The sequence below is a fragment of the Streptomyces sp. NBC_00193 genome (assembly GCF_026342735.1).
GTDB lineage: Bacteria > Actinomycetota > Actinomycetes > Streptomycetales > Streptomycetaceae > Streptomyces > Streptomyces stoeckheimensis.
Map to the genome: position 1 here is coordinate 1,163,357 of NZ_JAPEMM010000002.1, position 18,698 is coordinate 1,182,054.

The following is an 18,698-nucleotide window of genomic DNA, read 5'->3' on the forward strand; positions in this document are numbered from 1 at the left end:
GGCATGAGCCGGAGACTGGTGGTCGTTCTCTTCCTCGATCTGGTCGGGTGGACCCGGCTCGCCGAGCGCGTGGACCCGGAGCCGCTGCAACGGCTGCTCGACGAGTACTACGAGATCTGCTCGGCCGCGGTGGAGGAGCACGGCGGGGTCGTCGAGAAGTTCATCGGCGACGCCGTCATGGCGGTCTTCGGAGCCGACACCTCCCAGGAGGACGACGCTCCGCGGGCGCTGCGCACGGCGATGCGGATCCGCGCCGAGGTCCGTGACCTGCGCACGCCCGCCACCGACGCCGCCCCGGTCGAGGTCCATTGCGGGATCGCGGCCGGTGAGGCGCTGGTGACGCGTTCGGCCCGGGCCGGCATCCGGGTCGTCGGCGACGTGGTCAACCTCGCCGCACGGCTCCAGTCGCTGGCGGTCGCCGGGGAGATCATCGTGAACGAGACCGTGGCGCACCTGGCCCGTCCGCACTACGCGATGGTCCCGATGCCTCCGGTGGCCCTGAAGGGCAAGGCCGAGCCGGTGCCCGTGCTGCTGGTCACCGGTGAGGCGGCCGACGGCGGGGCCGGCGAGGACTCCCTCATGGTGGACCGCGGTGCCGAACGCCACCGGCTGCGCCGGATCTACCACCGGGTGGCCCGGGAGCGGCGCGCGGAACTGGTGACGGTGCTCGGACCCCCCGGTATCGGCAAGACCCGGCTGGTCCGGGAGGCCGTGGACGACCTCGTCGCGGCCGGGGCGCGGCCCGTCGCGGTGTTCGGCAACTGCCAGTCCTACGGAACGGCCGGGAACTACGGGGCGCTCGTCGAAATGCTGGACGCACTGACCCGGCGGGCGCCGTCCTGCGCGGAGCTGCTGCGGGCGGACGAGCGGATCGCCGCAGTGCTCGCGGCGCTGCGCGACGCCTCGCTCCCCCGGCGGGTCGGAGCCGTTCCGGGCCCGGGCGTGGAGGAGGTGTCCTGGGCGACCCGGGAGCTGCTGACCGCGGCGGCCGGCGACCCGCTCGTCGTGGTGTGGGACAACCTCGCGTGGGCCGGGCAGTCGCTCCTGCGGCTCATCGGCGAGCTGATGGACGGCCTGCGGGACCTCCCGCTGCTGATGGTGTGCGTGTCCAGACCGGAGCCGGCGGGCCGGGACGCGTCGCAGGAGGCGGACGTGATCGAGGTCGGGGCGCTGGTCCCGGCCGACAGTGCGCGGCTGGCGTTCTCGCTGGCCGGGCGCGGGAGCGGCGACGAGGTGGAACTGCACGGGCTCGACCTGGCCGAACAGGTCGACCGGGTCGCCCTCTACAGTGCGGGCAACCCGCTGTACATCCGGCTGATGATGGACTGGCTGAGGAACGGCCGGACCGTCGACGAGGTGCCGCCGAGCATCACGGCCATGGTGGGGGCGATGATCGACCGGCTGCCCGCGCCGGGCCGGCGGCTGCTGGGCGCCGCTTCGGTGATCGGGCCCTCGTTCACCCTGGAGCAGCTCGCACTGCTGGGCGAGCCGGCTCCGGAGGCGGCGGTCGCGGAGCTCGCCGGCCGGCGGCTGTTCCGGGCCACGGAGGAAGAGGGGGGCTACCGCTTCGTCCAGCAGCCGGTGCACGAAGTGGCGTACGGCAGGCTGGAGAAGGAGCAGCGCGTCTCCTGGCACCGGCGGCTGGCCGAGCACGGTTTCAGCCCCGGCTTCCACCTCGAAGCCGCCACCCGGCTCCTCGGAGGGCTGCGCCCGGACGATGCGGAGCTGCCGGAGCTGGCGCGGCAGGCGGCCGGGGCCCTGCTCGGTGAGGGCACCGTGGCGCTGCGGCAGCGTGACGTGCCGACGGCGATCGGACTGCTCGGACGGGCGCTCGTACTGGCGCGGGGCGGGCCGGACCGGTGCCGGTCGGTCGCGGCCGTCCGGCTGAGCGACGCCCTCATGCTGTCCGGGGACACCCGGGGTGCGCTGGAGGTGGCGGAGGAGGGCCCGTGGCGCGCCACGTCGCCCCCCGCGCTGATACGGGTACAGCGGCTCCTGCTGGCCGCCCGGCTCGGCAAGGTCACGGCGGCCGACGTGGCGGGGCTGCGGGCCGCGCTCGACGGACTCGACGGCGAGGAGCCCGACCGGTCCGCCCGGTGCCGGTTCGAGCAGCTGCTGATGCTGATCCACTTGGACGGCGGCCGGTTCGGGGCGGCCGAGGAGGCGGCCTGCGCCGCGCTCGACCATGCCCGCGGCGTCGGCGACGCGTACGAGGAGGACCGGCTGCTGGTGGCGCTGTGCGAGATCCGGCAGTGGTCGCCGAGTCCGATGGCGCAGAAGCTCGCGGGATGCGCGGAGCTGCTGGAGCGGTTCGCCGCCGACCGGTTCCTGGCCCTGCCCGCGCTGGCCGCCCGCGCGCGCTGCCTGGCGCTGACCGGGGACCGCAGCGGTGCGCGTTCGGCGCTGACCGAGGCCGAGTCCGTCGTCGTACAGCTCCGGCTGACCCTGGGGCGGGTCCTGGTGGACCAGGTGGCCGCGCTGGCCGCGTCGCTGGACGGTGAGCACGCGGAGGCGGAGCGGCGCTTCGGCCGCGCGGCGGACGCTCTCGAACAGGCCGGCTACGTCCCGGTCGCGCTGACCATGCGGGTGCAGGCGGCCCGCGAGTGCGCCCGCCGGGACCGGCCGGACGAGGCGGCCCGCCGGATCGCGGACCTGCTCGTGCGGCGCGAGGAGATGGACGTCCGGGGGCGGATCCTGTGCCTGACGGCGGCCGTGCTGGGCGCCGCTGCGCAGGGCCGCGCCGAGCCGATGCGTGCCGAGGTGCTGCGGCTGCTCCGGAACCTCGACGACCCGTGCCTGCGGGGCGAGGTCTGCTTCGACCTGGCCCGGGCCCACCGGTGCCTGGGCGAGGGGGCCGAGGCCCGCACCATGGCCGGGCTGGCCGCCGAGAGCTACGCGGCCGTCGGCGCGGTGAAGCCGCTGGAGGCGGTACGGGCATGGATCTGAACGGCGCGCCCTGGCGGCGCGAGCGGCGGCCGCACGCGTCGGGGATGCCCGCGTGGAGCATGCCGGCCGGCGGGGACCCCGGCGAGACCCTGCCGACGGCCCTGTTCGAGGGGATCGGCCCCCGCTGGGCGTGGGAGGGCGCCGACGGCGAGGGCGTACGGGTCTGCGTGCTCGACAGCGGTGTCCAGGCCGGGCATCCGCTGGTCGGCACGGTCGAGCGGGCCTGGCAGGTGGTGAGCGCCGAGGGCCGGGCTCCGCGCGTGGAGGAGTGCGAGCCGCTCGACAGCGCCGGGCACGGGACCGCCTGCGCGGGGATCATCCGCTCCATCGCGCCCCGGGTGTCGCTCAGTTCGCTCAAGGTGCTCGGCGACGGGAGGGCCGGCAGCGCCTCCGCGCTGATCGCCGGGCTCGCCTTCGCGATCGAGGAGGGGTTCGACGTCATCAGCATGAGCCTGTCGACGACCAGGGTCGAATTCCGCGACCGGTTGGGCGAGTTGTGCGACCGGGCCTACTTCCGCCGTACCGCGGTCGTGGCTGCCGCGCACAATCTGCCCATCGAGAGCTTCCCTTGGAACTTCGCCTCGGTGATTTCCGTCGCCAGCCATGCCGAGCCGGACGGCATGCGCTTCTACTACAACGCCGCTCCCCCGGTCGAGTTCCGGGCCCGGGGGGTGCGCGTACCGGTGGCGAGCCTGGGCGGCGGCACGGTCCGCAACACCGGCAACAGCTTCGCGGCGCCGCACATGGCCGGGATCGCCGCTCTCGTCCTGAGCAAGCACCCGTGGCTCACGCCGTTCCAGCTCAAGAGCGTCCTGTACCACTGCGCGGCGAACGTATCGATCCCCGACGTTCCGGTCCGAGGAGAAGGAGGCGGAGAAGAATGAAACCCTGGCCACACGATCTGATGGCCACCGAACGTCAGCTCCTGCAGTCTGTCGTCACGGTGGCCCGCTACATCTACGGGGCCGCCGCGTCCTCGGTCTTCATGGTGAGCCCCGACACCGGTGAGCTGATCTTCGCGGCGGTGGCCGGCGAGGGCGAACAGGGCCTGGTCGGCAGGCGGTTCGAGCCCGGCACCGGCATCGCCGGCTGGGTGGCGGCCAGCGGGCAGCCGCTGATCACGGACGACGTGGGCGCGACCGACCGGTTCGCCCGCGACGCCGCGGCGTCCACCGGATACGTTCCCGCGAGCATCATGGCCGCCCCGCTGATCGCGGACGGGGAGTGCATCGGCGTGATCGAGGTGCTGGACCGCCACGTCCACGATGCGAACGCCCCGGGCCGGGAACTCGACGACATCGAGCTGCTGGGCCTGCTCGCCACGCAGGCCGCCCTGAGCCTCGCGCTGCTGCGCCGCAGCGAGCAGGCCGCGGACGCGGCGCCGCGCATGGGAGAGCTGCTGGCCCGGCTGTCCCAGCACGCGGTGATGGACGCGTCCGATCCCTTGGCCGTCTCGTTGCTGACCCTCTCGCTGGATCTGCTGGACCGGGGTTCGCACCCCGGTTCGAAGGTGGTCTGACGGCCGACGGAGACGGAGCGCAGACGTGCCGGGGACGCCGCGGAGACGCGTACGGAACGGGCCCCTCCTACCCTCCTGGCCTATGGTCCACCCTGCCGAGGCCCAGGCTCCGTCGTTTCCCGAACTGCTCCGCTTCAAGCGCGTGCAGGCCGGGCTCACCCAGCGGACGCTGGCCGACCTGTCGACGATCAGCCCGCGCACGATCCGGGCCCTGGAGTCGGGCCGGGTGAACGCGCGGATGCAGACCGTCCGGCTGCTCGCCGACGCGTTGGGGCTGGAGGGCCTGGCGCGGGAGCTCTTCGTCGGCGCGGGCCTGGGCAGCGGGGGGCCGGCTCCGGCCGGAGCCGATCCCTGCCTTGCGGTGCCACGGTCCGTCAACGCCCTCATCGGGCGGGACGTAGAGGTCCGGGCGATGGTGGGCGCCCTGGAGTCGGACCACCGCCGGATGATCTCCCTCTCGGGACTGGCGGGCGTGGGGAAGTCGCGGGTGGCCGCGGAGACGGCGGCGCGGCTGAGCTCCCGGCGCGGCTGGCCCGTGCTGTGGATCGGGTCCGGGACGGCGGCCCCCGACGGTCTCGGCACGGCCTTCGGCCCCTTGCTGCGGTCCTTGCGCCTGCTCGTCGAATCGGGTGCGCAGGACGTGTCCGCGGTCTGCCGGCTCATCGGCCGGCACGAAGTACTCGTCGTGCTCGACGGGGTCGCCGACGCCCGGGAACCGGTCGGCGTGGAGGAGCTGTTGGCGTACTGTCCGGGCATCCGGGTGATCAGTACGTCACGGGCGCCGTGGAACCTGGCCGGCATCCAGGGGACGGTGCTCGCGCCGCTGACGGTCCCCGGGCCGGACTGGGAGGCGGCCGGCTCCCTGGACGTCCTGGCCGCCGTTCCGTCGGTGCGGCTGCTCGTGGACCGGCTCTCGGAGGTCCGGCCGGGATTCGTGCTCGGCCGGGCGGACGCGGGGGCCGCGGTCCGGCTGTGCCGGTCCCTGGACGGTCTGCCGGCCGCGCTGGAAGCGGCCGCCGCGGGGTGCGGGGTACTGAGCCTGCACCGGCTCGCGGACATGCCCGCGGCCCAGCTGCTCGAACTCCCGGCGGCCACCCGGCCCGCCGGTGTTCCCGGGACGATCGGCCGGCCGATCCGGACCGGGGTCGAGCGGCTGGACCCGGGACCCCGCGCGCTCCTCGGCGAACTGGCCTGTTTTGACAAGGCGTTGACCGTCTGCGAGGCCGCCGAGTTCCTGGACCGGCCGCTGACCCGGGTGGTGGACGGACTGGGTGCGCTGACGGGCGGAGGGTTCGTGCGGGCCGCGCACGAGGAGGCGGAGACCCGCCTGCACCTGCCGAACCTGGTGCGGGCGGTCCTGGCCTGACGCGGATTCAGCCCAGGTGCTCCGCGAGGAACCGCTCGACCGCGGCGTAGTAGGCCTGCCGGTTGGCGGGCCGGGCCAGACCGTGGCCCTCGTCGGGGAACAGCAGGTACTCGTGCGGAAGTTCCTTGGCCGCCAGTGCCGCGACGATCTGCTCGGCCTCCGCCTGCGGCACGCGGACGTCGTTGGCGCCCTGGACGACCAGGACGGGGATGCGGATCGCGTCGACCCGCGAGAGCGGAGAGCGTTCCCACAGCATGACGCGGTCCGTTTCCGGGTCCCCTACCTGGGCGTGCATGAACGAGCGCAGTGCGGTGCGGTAGGGCGCTCCGGCCGCCAGCAGCGTGAGCAGGTTCGACGGACCGCAGAGGTCTATCGCGCAGGTGAACACCTCCGGGGTGAACGCCGCGCCGACCAGCGCCGCGTAACCCCCGTACGAGCAGCCCATGATCGCGATGCGCGCGGGGTCGATCCCGCCGCCCTCGACGAGGTGGGCGACCGCGTCGAGCAGGTCGGTCTGCATCGCGGCGCCCCATTGCTTGGCACCCAGGTTGCGGAACCGCTTGCCGTATCCCGTCGAACCGCGGAAGTTGACCTGGATGCAGGCGTAGCCGCGGTTGGCCAGGAGCTGCGCCTCTTCGTCGAACGCGAAGGTGTGACGGGCCCAGGGCCCGCCGTGGACGTTCACCACCGCGGGCAGGCCCGTGCGTTCGGCGCCGGGCGGCCAGGTGACGTAACCGTGGACGGTGACCCCGTCGCGCGCGGCGAACGCGAAGGGTTCCATCCTGGCCAGCGTGTACGCCTCCAGCTCCCGCTGGTGGCTGAAGAGGTAGCGGAGCGCGCCGGCCAGGCGGTCGTAGACGTAGTAGAGGACGGGACCGGCTCCGGTCACCACGGAGACCGTCCACAGCCGGTCGCCGCGGTCAGTGCGGTCCAGGTAGACCTCGCCGTCGACCGACAGGAGCGCGAGCTCGCCGCGGATCCGCCCGAGGTCCTTGCCGAACTCCTCGTCGAGGAAGACCCATTCGTCGCGGTCCTTCGCGAACAGCACCGCCTGGGGCCGGCGGGTCAGCGGATCGAACTCGACCTGCTTGACGTCGTACACCGGATCCTCGGCGAGCAGCGTCCGCCGCCCGGTCGCGAGATCGACGGCGAACAGGCGGCCGGCGTTGGCCCCGATGGAGGACAGGAGGTGGCAGGTGGCGCCGTCGCGCGAGAAGCCGACGACGCGCGTCCCGATGGCGTCCTCGTACGGCACGTCGAGCCAGGGCGTGGCGCCGTCCGGGCCGCCCGGAGCCCCCGGGCCCTGCGGCGGGTCGAGGAACACCGACAGGCCGCCGTCGGGCTTCATCACCGTGCCGCCGCGCACCCGCAGGTCGGTGTCGACGATCCAGCTCACGTACCCGGGGTTCTCCGCGACCTTGGTGAGCCGGTCCGTCTCCAGGTCGAGGACGTAGACGTCGTGCAGCCCCGGCCGGTCCTTGTTCAGCCCGATCAGCAGGGTCGTCGGGTGCCACCGGTTGTGCGCCAGCACCCGTGCCTGGACGCCGTCGAAGGGCGTGGCGCAGCGCTCCCGGCCGGTGACCAGGTCGACGAGGTGGACCCGCCAGCTCTCGTCGCCGTCCCGGTCGCGCAGGTAGAAGAGGGTCCGGTCGTCGTGGCACAGGCCGTACGTCCGGATGCCGCGGCCCCGGTCGTGCGTGACGGGCCTCGCCTCCTCGGGCCGGTCCACGGGCGCCGTCCAGACGTTCAGCACGCCGTCGTCCGGGGCCAGGTAGACGAGCCGGGTCCCGTCCGGCGAGATCTCGGGCACGAGGTACGACGGGTTGCCGAACAGGACGGAGTGCGGGATCAGCGGTACGGCTTCGGTGGTCACGGTTCCCTTCCCGGGGTGGGTTGGCGGGGGCCGCGCTCCGAGAACCACCAGTCGCGGAGCCCGGGGAACTGCGCGACCGCCTCGTCGGTGTCGAGCGGCGGGGCCGCGGAGCGGCCGGCGGAGGGCCTCGGGAGAGGCGCCCCGGAGGGGACCAGCGTCTGGGCGCGGAACAGCCGGGTCATCAACACCGGGCTGCTGAGCACTGCTTGGGACACCCGGGCCCGCATCCGCTGCCCGGCTGCGGAGCCGGAGCCCTCCACGGAGCCGGAGCCCGAGCCCGAGCCCGAGCCCGAGCCGGAGCCCTCGGCGGATCCGGAGCCCCCGGCGGATGCGGAACCCTCCGCGAAGGCCCGTACCCGGTCCTGTTCGGTCGCCATCCTCCAGGACTCGGCGGCCGCTTCCGCCACCGCCGCCTGGACGGCGGGCAGCGCCGAGGGCCGGGCGCCGCGCTCCGCCAGCTCCCGGTCCAGCCGCAGGGCGCCGAGCAGCGCGACGGACATCCCGTGCGAGTACACGGGGTTCACCGCCGTCAGCGCGTCGCCGATGACCAGGAACCCGTCGGGCAGGGGCAGCCGCTCGAAGTACCTCCGGCGGTTCGCGGTGGCGCGGAACGGCCTTACGCCGCCCAGGGGTTCGGCCGCCGCCAGCAGCTCCGCCACGATCGGCGAGCGCAGCGAGCGCGCGCCGTCCGTGAATCCCGGCTCGTCCACCGGCGGTCTGGCGGCGCGCGTGCCGGTCAGGGTGAAGATCCAGCGTCTGCCCTCGATGGGGAACAGCGTGGCCCCGTACCCCGGACGGCCGCTCGAAGGGCGCGGGTGCAGCATGATCGCCGGGAGGTCGGCGGCGAGGCCGGGGGGCGCCCGGTAGATCCTGGTGGAGTACGCCAGTCCCGGGTCGACCACCTCCTCCTCCACGCCGGGTCCGCCGATCCCGGTCAGCCAGCGCCCGGCCCGCGAGCGCCGGCCCGTCGCGTCCACCACGAGGTCGGCGCGCAGGGTCGCCTCGGAGCCGTCCTCGCCCGTGACCCGGACACCGGTCACGCGCGATGCGTCCCCCACGAGCCCCAGGACCCGGGTGCGCTCCCGTACGGTGACCGCCCCGCCGGCCAGGGCCCGCTGCCGGATGACGTGGTCCATCAGCCAGCGGCTGCACGAGACCATGAAGGCCCCGGTCTCGTGACGGCGGAACCAGCCGTCCGCGCTCAGGATCAGCGCGCCGTCCGGCAGGCCCCGGCGGTGCGCTCCCCGGGCGAGGAGCGCCTCCAGCGTTCCCGGGAGCAGGGTGTCCAGGGCCTGGGCGCCGGCGGTCACCAGCACGTGGCTGTGGAAGGCCTGCGGCAGCCCCGGGCGGACGCCCGGGCCGGCCGGGTACCGGCCGCCCTCGACGACGGTGACCTCGTCGACGTGCCGGGAGAGCACCCGGGCCACCAGCACGCCCGCGAAGCCCCCGCCGAGGACGACGGCCTTGGTCATGACCGCGCGGCCGGCTCGCTCCGTGTGGCCTGCGTGCCGGATTCCGTCTCCTCCATGAGGTCGGCTTCGATCATGGAGCCGATGAAGGCGTCCACTTCCGCGCGGATGCGGGCCGTCATCACGGGGTTGTGCCCGGCGAACAGCAGCGACAGGTTGTTGACGACCGTCTCGCGGTCCCCGTCGCTCTCCACGAGCGCCCAGATCTGGGCGGCCGTCGAATTCAGGGTACGGAAGTCGCCGGACTCGCTGTGGTAGAGCGAGATGCCGTCCCCGCTCTCCTGCCAGATCACCGCGTCACTGATGTGCAGGGACATCTCCCAGCCTCCTGTTCACCGGCATGATCGGAATCAGTTCGCCCACCTTGATCGCGGGCACGGGCTCCGCCGGGCGGACCCAGGTCTTCCACTGCTCGTGGGCCTCGTGCACCTCCCCGCTGGCGACCAGCCGCGGGACGGTCATCTCCTCGCCACCCAGGGCGAGTTCGGCGCGGGTCACCCCGGTCTCCTGCCACAGCTGGGTGGTGACTCCGTGCCGCAGGATCCGGCACAGGTGGCGGCTGTTGCGCCGCAGGTCACCGGACTCCGACATGTGCGCGGCCCGGCAGCCGCCGCCGCAGCTCGCCTTGATGTAGCACTTCTCGCAGTCGGCGTGGAACTCCCCGCCGTACACGGTGCTCTGCCGCATCGAGGTCAGGATCGGGCTGGCGAAGATCTCCGACAGCCGCTGCTTCCGGATGTTCCCGGCGAACTCCCCCTTGCCCGTGATGAGTTTGCACGGGTAGACGTCGCCGAGGGAGTTGACGTAGATCTCGTTGCCGCCCATGCCGCAGTTGCCCTTGACCGAGCACGCGGTGACGGGCCTCGGCCCGTCCGGCTTGAGCTTGCCGGCGACCGGCGAGGTCCAGACGAGCTGCTGCACCTTCAGGTGGTCCTGCCAGCCGAAGTCGTAGTCGTCGCCGACGCCCCGGCCGAGGTCGTTGTGGTTCATCAGGCGGACGCTGTGGATCTCGATCCCGTCGAGGAAGGAGGCGAAGTCCTCCAGCTCGTGGACGTTGTCCGAGGTGACGATGTGGTTGATGGCCGGCGCCACGCCGGCGGCGTTGAGGAGCTGGATCGCCCGGTGGGTCTTGGCGAACGCGCCCTTGCCGCGGGTGCGGTCGTGGGTCTCGGCCGTCCCTCCGTCGAGGCTCACGGTGACGGCGTCGAAGAGCTCGGCGAAGCGCTTGGCCTTCTCCTCGGTCCGGATCATCGTCGCGTTGGTGATGATGTTGACCTTCAGGCCGCTGTTCTTCGCGTGCTCGACGATCTGGAAGAGGTCCTTGCGGAGCATCGGCTCGCCGCCGGTGAAGATGATGGTCCCGGCGCCGAAGTCGGCGATCTGCGAGACCAGGTCCAGGGATTCGGCGGTGTCGAGCTCGCCCGGAAGGCACTTCTCGGAGGAGGCGTAACAGTAGGGACAGCGGAGGTTGCAGCCGTCGGTGATGGCATAGTACGCGACGCCCAGGGGCGGTTCGCTCAGCCTGACCTTGGGCTTGTTGCCGTTGAAGTACACGATCCAGTTCAGGATGAGCTTGGCGAGGACGCGTTCCGTCGCGTCGTTCTGCTCCAGCCCCGGCTGTTCCCCCCGGGCCCGGGCGGACGCCAGGGTTTCGAGGACTTGAAACTCACGTCCGGAGAGGACGCACCGGGCGGCCACCTCCGGGTTGACCACGAGGTGGTCCTCACCGTGCACGAAGTACGTCAGGTCGTTGGGCACCTCGAACAACGACAGGTTCCGAACCAGGTTTCCGCGCATCCCGCCTCCTCTCTGGGCTGACACAGGCGCGGCCCGACGCGAGTAGCCGCCGGACCCCGCCTGTGGAACGGTCAGTTCTCGGCCTGGCCCGATCCCGACCAGAGACCGCAGGCACAGAGCATCGCGGCGTCGAAGCCCTCCTTCGTGGCCTCCGGGGAGGTCCAGTCCTGGGAGTGCGCCACCACGTCGGGCAGGATCGCCGCGAGGCGGGTCTTCGTCGAGATGAGGACCTTGGTCTCCTCGGGAGTCAGGCTGGCGTAGAACTCTTCGAGGGCGGGCGCCATCGTGCCTCCGATGACGCCGGCCGCACGCAGGGACTCCAGGGCGTTGAAGGTCATGCTTCCACCTTTCGCTGTCGCGTTCGATCGGGGACGCAACCGAGACTGCGCGCGGCGGACCCGTGAAACAACCCCACGAATGTGGGTTGTGCGGGAGCGACGAAGGGGACATACGCAACGCGGGCGAGCGTCTTCCGACAGCGCATCGGGACGGCTGGAACGCGCCGCGCACGGGTGTTGACGATCTCCAGACCGTGCCTCACGCTCATACCACAGCCGTTGTGAAGCTCATGTGAAGCGAACGTGGAAATCGGGATCAATGGAGCGCCCACCCGGCGGCCGGCGGCCCGTCGGACGACCCGAGAGGTGCGATGAACCCCACCGGCTTAGGCATCGTGCACATATCGCTGTTGCCAGGCTTCGTCTGCCGCACCGACCAGCGGATCACCGATCTCAGCGACATCCAGCAACGGCTCGTCGCCGCCCTGGTGCTCGGCGACCGCCCGCTCCGGCGCGGTGAGCTGGCCGCCCGGCTGTGGCCCGATGCCCCGCCCGACCGGGCGGGTGCCCGGTTGCGCCAGACCTTGTGGCGGCTGAATCAAGCCACGGACGGGGGCCTGCTGAGGGTCTCGCACACCACCGTCGCCCTCGCCGATCACGTCGAGGTGGACTACCGGGCGGCGGCGAGGCTGATCGCGGCGGAGAGCGGTGCGGTCGGGGCGGCCGCGGCGACGGCGATGGCGGGCGAGGACCGTCTGCCGCAGGCGTGGAGCGTACTGCGCCACCCGCTGCTGAACGACTGGGACGACGACTGGCTCGTACCGTTCCAGGAGAAGTGGAAGGTCCAGCGCGTCCAGACCCTGGAGCGCCTCGCCGAGCGGTTCCTCCAGCGCCGGCAGCACGCCGCGGTGCTCGAACTGGCCGACGCCGCGACCCAGGCCGACCCGCTGCGGGAGGCACCCCGGCGGATCGCCGTGCAGTCGTGCCTGTTCGTCGGCGAGGTGGCCGACGCGCACCGCCGCTACCGCGGCTATCAGGAGCTGCTCTCCGCGGAGCTGGGCGTGGCGCCGAGCGGCGCCATCCCACAACTGCTCAGACAGGACCGCGAGCGACAGCTCGCCCTGGCGGCGGAGTTCTGACCGGGGGCCGTCGTACCACAGCCGGTACGACGGCCACCGCCGGGTCGACGGCCACCGCCGGTCCGACGGCCCCTCCGGTACGACGACGCCCTCCGGTCCGAAGGCGCCCTCCCGCCCCTCCCTCAGTGCAGGTCGGCCCGTTCGGCGGTGTCGTCGATGAAGCCGCCCGACTGGTGCTGCCACAGCTTGGCGTAGGCGCCGTCCTCGTCGAGCAGCTGGTGGTGCGTGCCCTGCTCGACGATCCGCCCGCGGTCGAGGACGACGAGCTGGTCCATGGTGGCGACCGTGCTCAGCCGGTGCGCGACCACGAGCGCGGTCCGCCCGGCCATCAGCCGCCACAGCGCGTCCTGGACCAGGATCTCGCTCTCGGAGTCCAGGGCGCTGGTCGCCTCGTCGAGGAGCAGGATCGGCGCGTCGCGCAGGATCGCCCGGGCGAGGGCGACCCGCTGGCGCTGGCCGCCGGACAGCTTCACCCCGCGCTCGCCCACCATGGTGTCGAAGCCGTCCGCCAGCCCGTCGGCGAACTCCGTGACGTGCGCCGCCTCGGCCGCGCGGCGGATCTCCGCCTCGGTGGCCTCCGGGCGGGCGAAGGCGATGTTGTCGCGCAGCGTGCGGTGGAACATCGCCGGGTCCTGGGGGACGTAGGCGATCAGGCTGCGCAGGTCGGCCTGGCTCAGCCGGCTGATGTCCTGCCCGCCGATCAGGATCCGGCCCGCGTCGATGTCCGTCATCCGCAGCAGCAGCCGGGTGAGCGTGGTCTTGCCCCCGCCGGACCGGCCGACGAGACCGAGCTTGGACCCCGCGGGCACGACCAGCTCCAGGCCCTCGAAGAGCGGCTTCCCGCCCTCGTGGCCGAAGCTCACGCGATCGAAACGGACTTCGGCGGTCGGCGGACGCCGCAGCGGTTCGGGCTCCACCGGGTCGAGCACGGTCGGCGGTGTCAGCAGCAGTTCGGTGAACTGCGCGGCCTCCGTCATCGAGCTCTCCAGACGGCGGTAGATCTGGTTGAACTCGAACATGATCCGCGTCGCGCTGGCGTAGTAGGTGAAGGCGACGATGACCGCTTCCACCCCGTGCGCTCCTCCGCCGAGCACGATGGCGAGCATCAGCCCCAGCACGTTGGTCGCCACGGACAGGGGTGCGACCAGGGTGTCGATGCGCAGGTTGCCGTAGTCCCACGAGCGCAGGGTGAGCTTCCTCGACTCCGCGACCCGGGTGCGGTGTTCGGCGGCCTCGCGCGATTCGGCGGCGAACGCCCGGACCGTGTCCATGTTCATCAGGCTGTCCGCCACGTGCCCGGACACCCGGGCGATCGCCTCCTCCCGCCGGGCGACGAGCACTTGGCGGCGACGGATCAGGGGCGCCACGCACAGCCCCGTGATCGTGATCATCACCAGGAGCCCGACGACGAGCAGCGGGTCGTACTGCCACAGCACCACCGAGGCGAACAGCAGGGGCACGAAGCTGCCCATGACCGAGAACGTCAGCGTGTCGACGAACTCCTCGAAGCGGGAGGCGAAGCTCAGGACCCTCTTCGTGAGGGATCCGGCGAAGTTGTCGTGGAAGAACGCCGCGTCCTTGGCGAACAGTTCGTCCATGCCGGTGACGTAGAGCTGCTCGATCCCGCGGGCGTCGAGGCGGTTCAGGCAGTGCAGCCCGATGCGCCAGAACGCCTCCGAGAGCAGCAGGACCCCGGCGAACCCGAGGACGTAGGGCATGGCCCAGCCGAGGGCCCCCTCGGTGGCCCCCGTGCCCTCTTCCCCGCCCGCGATCCGGCCGACGAGCTTCGCGACGACCAGCGGTGCGATGTAGTGGATGCCGATGTTGCCCAGCGCCGGGAGCAGCATCGCGGGCGCCGTCAGCCGGCGCAGGCGGACCAACTCCCGCCCGTAGTAACGGAGCGCGAGGAGCACGGGACTCCTGCGCGGTGGGTGTGTGTTCGGCGTACTTCCGTGCGATTCGGGCGATCCCATCCCAACCCTGCCTTCTCGGACCGTCTGGCCAGAAAGCGGAGTGTCCCGCACGGGCGCCCGCGGGGTCCAAGGCTTTTCTCCCGATAGCCGAAAACCGGCCGACCTGCGCACGAACCCCGACCGGCGTTCGCCTGGTGTACGCGCCGCCGTCACGCCAGGCTCCCTTACCTGAACCCCGGACGCGCTGTGCTGGGGTGTTCAGCCACCCCTCAACCGCGGAGGTCGTCCCCGCCATGGCAGAACTCAATCGTCGGCGTTTCCTGCAGCTCGCAGGCGGCACCACCGCCCTGACGATGCTGGGCGAGAGCATCGCCCGCGCCGCCGCCATCCCCGCACAGGGGACCACCGGCTCCATCGCGGACGTCGAGCACATCGTGGTGCTCATGCAGGAGAACCGTTCCTTCGACCACTACTTCGGTGCGCTGCGCGGTGTCCGTGGCTTCGGCGACCCTCGTCCGGTGACCCTGCCCAGCGGCAAGTCCGTCTGGCACCAGTCCGACGGCACGAAGGAGACGCTGCCCTTCCGGCCGCCGTCCGAGGACCTCGGGATGGAGTTCCTCCAGGGACTCAACCACGACTGGGCGGGCGGCCAGAGCGCCTTCAACAAGGGCAAGTACGACAACTGGGTGCCCGCCAAGACGGCCACCACGATGGCCCACCTGACCCGCCAGGACATCCCCTTCCACTACGCCCTGGCGGACGCGTTCACCATCTGCGACGCCTACCACTGCTCCTTCATCGGCTCCACCGACCCCAACCGCTACTACCTCTGGTCGGGCCACACCGGCAACGACGGCCAGGGCGGCGGCCCGGTCCTCAACAACGCCGAGGCCGGCTACGGATGGACCACCTACCCGGAGCGCCTGGAGGCCGCCGGGGTCTCCTGGAAGGTCTACCAGGACATCGGCGACGGCCTGAACGCCGCCGGATCCTGGGGCTGGATCAACGACGCCTACCGAGGCAACTACGGCGACAACTCGCTGCTGTACTTCAACAGCTACCGCAACGCCCAACCGGGCAGCGCCCTCTACGAGAAGGCCCGTACGGGCACCGACGCGGCAGCGGGCGAAGGCTACTTCGAGAAGCTGCGCGCGGACGTGGTGGGAGGCACCCTCCCCCAGATCTCCTGGATCGCCGCCCCCGAAGCCTTCAGCGAGCACTCCAACTGGCCCTCCAACTACGGCGCCTGGTACATCTCCCAGGTCCTGGACGCGCTCACCGCCGACCCGGACGTGTGGGCGAAGACGGCCCTGTTCATCACCTACGACGAGAACGACGGCTTCTTCGACCACGTCGTCCCGCCGTACGCCCCCGCCAGTGCCGCGCAGGGCCTGTCGACGACGCCCACCGCCCTGGACGTGTTCCCCGGCAAGGCCGGGTACGTGGCCGGACCCTACGGCCTGGGCCCGCGCGTGCCGATGCTCGTCGTCTCCCCGTGGAGCACCGGCGGCTACGCCTGCTCCGAAACCTTCGACCACACCTCGGTCATCCGCTTCATGGAGCAGCGCTTCGGCGTCCACGAGCCCAACATCTCGCCCTGGCGCCGCGCCGTCTGCGGCGACCTGACCTCCGCCTTCGACTTCGCCCGCAAGGACACCGCCCCGGCCCCGCTGCCGGACACCGACGGCTGGTTCCCGCCGGACCGCGAGCGCCACCCCGACTTCCGGGCGACCCCGCCGGCCCAGGGGGCCATGCCCCGCCAGGAGAAGGGACTGCGCCCCACGCGCGCGCTCAAGTACGCCCCGTACGTGGACGGCGCCGCGCTCGTCTCCGAGGGCAGGTTCCGGCTGACGTTCAGCGGCGGCCCGGAGCTGGGCGCGCAGTTCTACGTCACCTCCGGCAACCGCACCGACGCTCCATGGACCTACACCACCGAGGCCGGCAAGTCGATCGCGGACACCTGGAACACCGCCTACTCGGCCGGTGCCACCGACCTGACCGTGCACGGCCCCAACGGCTTCCTGCGCGGCTTCCGCAACCCCGGCACCACCCCCGGCCCCGAGGTCACCGCCCGCCACAACGCCGCCACCGGGAACCTGGACCTCACCCTCACCAACGCCGGGAGCACCACCGCCACGGTGACGCTGACCAACGCCTACGGCGGCGGCCCGAAGCGCCTGACCGTCCCCAAGGGCGCCACCGTCAAGCACACCGTCTCCTTGAAGAACACCCGCCGCTGGTACGACGTCACGGTCACCGCCTCCGGCTCCCGGGCCTTCCTGCGCCGCTTCGCCGGCAAGGTGGAGACCGGCGCGGCGGGCCTCTCGGACCCGGCGATCCTGACGGAGCAGTCCTCCTGAACGACGAGCGGCGCCGCCGGATCCACCGGCGGCGCCACACGTGCTGCTCAGGGCAGTTGGGTCAGAAGAGGTTGGTGACGCTGGTCGCCCAACCGCGCGCGCCGACCAGCTGGGGCTGCTTGAGGCCGGTGGGACCACCCGGATAGAAGAGCAGGCAGCCGGTGGGGCAGGTGGTCGTGGCCGCCTTGCCCGCACTGTCGACGTAGTTCACCACACGCTTGGCGTCGGCCGGAGTGGTGGTCCACAGGTCCCCCTGCTCGTCACCCGCCTTGGGCTGGAACTGCTTGTACGGGATGACCTGGCCCTCGTCGGTGATCGTCTTGCTGACGACGGTGCCCTGGGCATTGCCCCGGCTGACGACAACCGGCCGGTCGGCGGTCAGCCAGCCCCCGGTGGCGTAGGTGGTGCGGGGCGCGAGTCCGAACTTTCCGTCCGCGGCGATCTTGCCGGCGTAGAAGTACAGCTTCCCGTCGACCTTGTTGCGGGCCAGGATGTCCTTGACGCCGTCGCCGTTCTGGTCCCCGATGCCGAGGATCGTGTAGTTCTTCCAGGTGGTGCCGCCGGTGTAGCCGGGGGCCATGAAGTCGAAGGGCTGGTTCTGGTTCGGGCTTCCATCGGCCTTGGTCCGGCCTGAATAGATGCGCAGGCGCGCACCGGAGCAGGCATCGTCCACGCATTCGACGACAGCCAGGTCGTTGCCCTTCTTGAACCCGGCATCGGTGCGCTGATCCAGGTCACCGGGGGCGATGATCTGCTGGATGCGCCCCCAGCCCGCGGAGCCGAGGCCGGGGGGCGGGAGCAGCTCGCGGCGGTTGGCGTGCGAGAAGTCGCCGAACCCGTTGCCGGGATAGAGGTACAGCTTGTTGTCGCCCAAGCGGACGATGGCGTCCTCGTAGCCGTCAGGTGCGCCCGTGGGGCTGACGAAGTTGGTGAAGTCACCGCCGTGCGCGATCAGCGCACCCTGCCAGCCGGAGTCCGCGATGGTGCGCACCTGCACGCGGCCGGCTCCGTTGCTGGTGTACAGCCGCAGACCGCCGTCCGGCTCAGGAGCCAGCAGGTCGGGGAAGCCGTCGCCATTGAGGTCGCCGACGAGGTCCGAGTACGCCCGGTTCAGCGGAGTCTGCCCGGCCGGGTAGACGAAGGTGGGAGAGGAGGTGTGCAACGTCGTGACGTCGGCGGCACCGTCGGACGGCGATGCATTGCCGGCCTTGTCGACGGCGTGGACGTACAGGCTGTGCCCGAACCGCTGCGTGAGCGTGACTTCGGCGGTGGCTTCCGTAGCGCCAGGAGCGAGTGGAATCCAGTTGGCTCCACCACACGTCGTGCTGGATACCGGGATGGGCCGGTCCATGGACCAGCAGAACCCTGCGAGGTCGGTGGCCGGGTTCTTGAACTTGAGGCGCAGCTTGGTGCGCGCCTGCTGAGTGGTGAGGGGGGTGCCGTCCTCCTTGGTGACGGTGACGGGCTCCGTGGGCGGGTCCGCGTCGACGTTGAAGCCGCAGTCGGCGGTGAAGGCGCTGTAGGCGCCTTCCTCATCCCTGGCGCGGACCTTCCACTTGTAGGCGCCGGTGGGCAGGTCCGCGCCTTGGACCTTCGTGGTCGACGTGCCGCCGCTCGACACGGTGGTTGCCTTGGGAACGGGCACGGCCACGCCCGCGGCGGTGGTGACGACGAACTGAGCGGTGACGCTGCCGCCGTCGATGTCGCGCAGGTTCGCGATCAGCGCCAGGCCGCTGTTGCGTATCCAACCGTTGCAAGGTACGGGCCTGAGGCCGTCGGCCGAAGGCGCCCAGACCCCTTCGAAGGCTCCGGCGCTGATGACCTCGGGCTTGGTGGGGGTCGCTGCGGCCGCGCCCGGCGCGGAGAGGAGGTCTGCCGCGGTGAGCGGGAGGATGAGCGTGAGGAGGGTGGTGAGCGCGCGGGGCACCCGTCCACCGGCTCTGCGGCGAGTCATGGGATCTCTGCGTCTTTCTGAGAACGTCAAGGACGTGGATCACCGCAGAGTAAGGCATGCAATTCGCATTGGCACAGCAAAATC

General features: G+C 71.9%; 13 protein-coding genes. 6 read left to right on the top strand and 7 right to left on the bottom strand.

All coding sequences use genetic code 11. The features are described 5' to 3' along the window. Positions 1 to 3: 3 nt before the first annotated feature. The 4 genes from OG898_RS33400 (at position 4) to OG898_RS33415 (ending at position 5,831) form a co-directional block, all read left to right on the top strand. Complete coding sequence (locus OG898_RS33400) at positions 4 to 2,946, top strand: adenylate/guanylate cyclase domain-containing protein (RefSeq protein WP_266962034.1); 2,943 nt, start codon at positions 4 to 6, stop codon at positions 2,944 to 2,946. After that, the gene (locus tag OG898_RS33405; RefSeq protein ID WP_266962036.1) at positions 2,937 to 3,830 is read left to right on the top strand and encodes a S8 family serine peptidase; all 894 of its coding nucleotides are present in this window, start codon (positions 2,937 to 2,939) and stop codon (positions 3,828 to 3,830) included. Before OG898_RS33400 ends, OG898_RS33405 begins: the two co-directional genes overlap by 10 nt. Continuing rightward, positions 3,827 to 4,465, top strand: coding sequence for a GAF domain-containing protein (locus OG898_RS33410; RefSeq protein ID WP_266962038.1), 639 nt, complete (start codon positions 3,827 to 3,829; stop codon positions 4,463 to 4,465). Before OG898_RS33405 ends, OG898_RS33410 begins: the two co-directional genes overlap by 4 nt. 82 nt (positions 4,466 to 4,547) lie before the next feature. Beyond that, positions 4,548 to 5,831 carry a helix-turn-helix domain-containing protein gene (locus OG898_RS33415; protein WP_250741959.1) on the top strand — a complete coding sequence of 428 codons (1,284 nt, stop codon included), beginning with the start codon at positions 4,548 to 4,550 and terminating at the stop codon, positions 5,829 to 5,831. 7 nt (positions 5,832 to 5,838) lie between these two features. On the opposite strand, the gene OG898_RS33420 is transcribed toward OG898_RS33415, so the two are convergent. The 5 genes from OG898_RS33420 to OG898_RS33440 form a co-directional block, all read right to left on the bottom strand. After that, on the bottom strand, positions 5,839 to 7,704 hold the full coding sequence (locus tag OG898_RS33420; protein ID WP_266962041.1) for a S9 family peptidase: 1,866 nt from the start codon (positions 7,702 to 7,704) through the stop codon (positions 5,839 to 5,841). Then, entirely contained in the window at positions 7,701 to 9,176 is a 1,476-nt protein-coding gene (locus OG898_RS33425; RefSeq protein WP_266962043.1) for an NAD(P)/FAD-dependent oxidoreductase, read from the bottom strand. The genes OG898_RS33420 and OG898_RS33425 overlap by 4 nt, the downstream gene beginning before the upstream one ends. Beyond that, on the bottom strand, positions 9,173 to 9,490 hold the full coding sequence (locus tag OG898_RS33430; protein WP_266962045.1) for a PqqD family protein: 318 nt from the start codon (positions 9,488 to 9,490) through the stop codon (positions 9,173 to 9,175). The genes OG898_RS33425 and OG898_RS33430 overlap by 4 nt, the downstream gene beginning before the upstream one ends. Beyond that, the gene (gene stsB / locus OG898_RS33435) at positions 9,471 to 10,970 is read right to left on the bottom strand and encodes a StsB family radical SAM/SPASM domain sactipeptide maturase (RefSeq protein ID WP_266962047.1); all 1,500 of its coding nucleotides are present in this window, start codon (positions 10,968 to 10,970) and stop codon (positions 9,471 to 9,473) included. The genes OG898_RS33430 and stsB overlap by 20 nt, the downstream gene beginning before the upstream one ends. A gap of 71 nt (positions 10,971 to 11,041) precedes the next feature. Next, a complete protein-coding gene (locus OG898_RS33440) occupies positions 11,042 to 11,308 on the bottom strand; it encodes a StsA-related sactipeptide RiPP (RefSeq protein WP_250741964.1) in 267 nt (88 codons plus the stop codon). Between the two features lie 311 nt (positions 11,309 to 11,619). On the opposite strand from OG898_RS33440, the gene OG898_RS33445 reads away from it, so the two are divergent. Continuing rightward, positions 11,620 to 12,387 carry a BTAD domain-containing putative transcriptional regulator gene (locus OG898_RS33445; protein WP_250741965.1) on the top strand — a complete coding sequence of 256 codons (768 nt, stop codon included), beginning with the start codon at positions 11,620 to 11,622 and terminating at the stop codon, positions 12,385 to 12,387. A 122-nt stretch (positions 12,388 to 12,509) separates the two neighbouring features. Here OG898_RS33445 and OG898_RS33450 read toward each other — a convergent pair whose 3' ends face one another. Next, positions 12,510 to 14,360, bottom strand: coding sequence for an ABC transporter ATP-binding protein (locus OG898_RS33450; protein WP_266962050.1), 1,851 nt, complete (start codon positions 14,358 to 14,360; stop codon positions 12,510 to 12,512). A 233-nt stretch (positions 14,361 to 14,593) separates the two neighbouring features. Here OG898_RS33450 and OG898_RS33455 point away from each other — a divergent pair, with 233 nt between their 5' ends. Then, entirely contained in the window at positions 14,594 to 16,660 is a 2,067-nt protein-coding gene (locus OG898_RS33455; protein WP_266962052.1) for a phosphocholine-specific phospholipase C, read from the top strand. A gap of 61 nt (positions 16,661 to 16,721) precedes the next feature. On the opposite strand, the gene OG898_RS33460 is transcribed toward OG898_RS33455, so the two are convergent. After that, positions 16,722 to 18,614, bottom strand: a complete 1,893-nt coding sequence (locus OG898_RS33460) for a VCBS repeat-containing protein (protein WP_266962054.1) — start codon at positions 18,612 to 18,614, stop codon at positions 16,722 to 16,724. Between the last annotated feature and the right edge of the window lie 84 nt (positions 18,615 to 18,698).